The sequence below is a fragment of the Novipirellula sp. genome (assembly GCF_041583735.1).
In the GTDB taxonomy this organism is placed as follows: domain Bacteria; phylum Planctomycetota; class Planctomycetia; order Pirellulales; family Pirellulaceae; genus Novipirellula.
In genome coordinates this window covers 1-2,099 of sequence record NZ_JBFHFD010000982.1, presented here as the reverse complement: position 1 = coordinate 2,099, position 2,099 = coordinate 1, and the positions used below count along the sequence as shown (strand labels likewise).

The window sequence follows — 2,099 nt, the reverse complement described above, 5'->3', positions numbered from 1 at the left end:
TTTGATCGCTCGCGAATGACCGTCGCCCAGTTCTGTCGAAATGAAGGCGTCTCGCAGCCGTCCTTCTATCAATGGAAGAAAAAGCTGCGCCAGTCGCCAGCACTCCTCGAGCCAGAGTCAGGCGAGCCGAACGTCCAATTCGTTCCGCTTCGCCTACCTGGCCTGCCCGGCGATCAGGCTGGCGAGCCTGATCGGGTCGTCGGCCCGGCGACTGCCTGCACCACCATCGAACTTCCCGGCGGCATTCGAATCCGCGTGGAGGTCCCGACGGATCGGCAACCAAGCCAACAGCCGGAGGCCCGGCCATGATCGGGTTGCCCTCCGGTGTGCCGATTTATCTTTGCACCGAACCGGTCGATTTTCGCAAAGGCTTCGACGGACTGACCGGCATCGTCACCACTGCGATGAATCACAGCGTGACCGATGGTTCGTTGTTCCTGTTCGTCAATCGCAGACGCGATCGCATCAAAGCCCTGTGGTGGGAAACCGGCGGACTGACGCTCTGGTATCGAAGGCTCGAACAAGGCACCGTCGAAATACCAAAGGCAGAGGACGGCAGCTCGCACATCGTGATCGATAACGTCGAACTGGCCATGTGGGTCGCCGGAGTGTCACTGAAAGCGGCCAAGACCCGACGCAAACGAATGGCAGCTTAGCCCATCGCCAATCGACTCGAAACGAACCGGCTCCACGAAATTTGTTTCGCGGAGCCGGTTTTTTCGCGCCTTGCTTTGCGCGATTTGGAGTGAAATTTATAATGTCGCCATCATGAATTCGAAGCCTCTTCCTAACGACATCGACGCTTGCCATCAGCTGATTGCAGAGCTGCAATCGCAGGTCGGCGAACATCAACAGATCATTGGCAAGCAGGCCACCGAGCTATCGCTCAAAGACAAGCTGATCGAGGAGCAAGCTCATAGCGTCCTGGAACTCAAAGCCGATCACGACAAGCTCGACGAGAAGGTCATCGAGCTAAACCTGAAGATCGAAAAACTGCTCAAACAACTCTACGGGCGCAAGAGTGAACGACGCGTCGATGGCGAAGGCCAGTTGTTTTTGGATCTCGGAGAAGAGCCCACGCCCGAGGTGGTCAGCGCGCTGGAAGAAGCCATTCGCGAGGCCAAACAGATTGTCGATGACGCCGAAGAGGCAAACAAGAAACGCAGAAAGAAACGTCCGGAACCAAGCGACCGCAAGTTCCCCGAACACTTGCCGCGATACGAAAAGATCGTCGACCTGCCCGAAGCCCAACGCAAAGGCCTCATCCTGATCGGCTATGACGAAGTCGAGACGCTCGAAAGCACCGCCGGTGAACTGAAAGTCCGGGTGACCAAGTATGCCAAGTACGCTCACCCGACCGACAAATCACAAGGAATCGTCACTCCCGAGCGTCCCACCGGTCTGGTCGAAGGCGATCGCTTTGACGCATCGATTGGAGTCGAAGTTGTGGCCTGGAAATACTTCTATCACCTGCCGTTTTATCGTCAGCAAGATCTGTTCGCCGGCAGTGGCTGGACGCCCAGTCGCAGCACATTGGGGAACATCGAAACGGCCGTCGAGTTCGCGCTGCGTCCGCTTGCTGATTACTTGCGAAGCGTTTTGAAGCACGATCGAACGGTCGGCTGCGACGACACCGGTGTGTTGTTGATCACACCGAAGGCCATGCCTGACCTATCGGAACATCCCCGCGGCAAGCGGATCGGCGAAGTGCTTGGAAATGCGATCGAGTCCGGCAAGCCAAGCATCAACGCAAACATGTGGGGCTACTACGCCTCACGTCTTCCGGTGGTGGTGTTCGATTTTACGGTGAGTCGTCACCGCGATGGACCGGATGATGTACTGAGTGATTTTAAAGGCAACGTCCTAGGAGACTGCTGGTCGGGTTTTCAAAAGATCGATCTACGAAGTGACTCGCGAATCACGTTCGCGGCATGCTGGGCGCATGCGCGTCGCAAGATCGATGAGTGTCGCGGTGCGTTCCCTCTGCAAGTGGCGAAGTTGGAGTCGCTGATTCGGATGCTTTACGACGTAGAAGACCAGATCAAGGAGCTTGACGATGCAGCGCGTCTTGCGCGACGTCAAAGCTTATCGCGTCATGT

Annotated in this window: 3 protein-coding genes; all 3 read left to right on the top strand. The window is 56.7% G+C overall.

Features of this window, described 5'->3' with window-relative positions:
* On the top strand, positions 1-309 hold a 309-nt coding region (locus ABX962_RS35285), incomplete at its 5' end, for a hypothetical protein (RefSeq protein WP_372726337.1).
* Complete coding sequence (tnpB, locus tag ABX962_RS35280) at positions 306-656, top strand: IS66 family insertion sequence element accessory protein TnpB (RefSeq protein ID WP_372726336.1); 351 nt, start codon at positions 306-308, stop codon at positions 654-656. The genes ABX962_RS35285 and tnpB, both read left to right, overlap by 4 nt.
* Before the next feature lie 112 nt (positions 657-768).
* Positions 769-2,099 (top strand): transposase (locus ABX962_RS35275; RefSeq protein ID WP_372726335.1); only part of this gene is annotated, 1,331 nt, incomplete at its 3' end.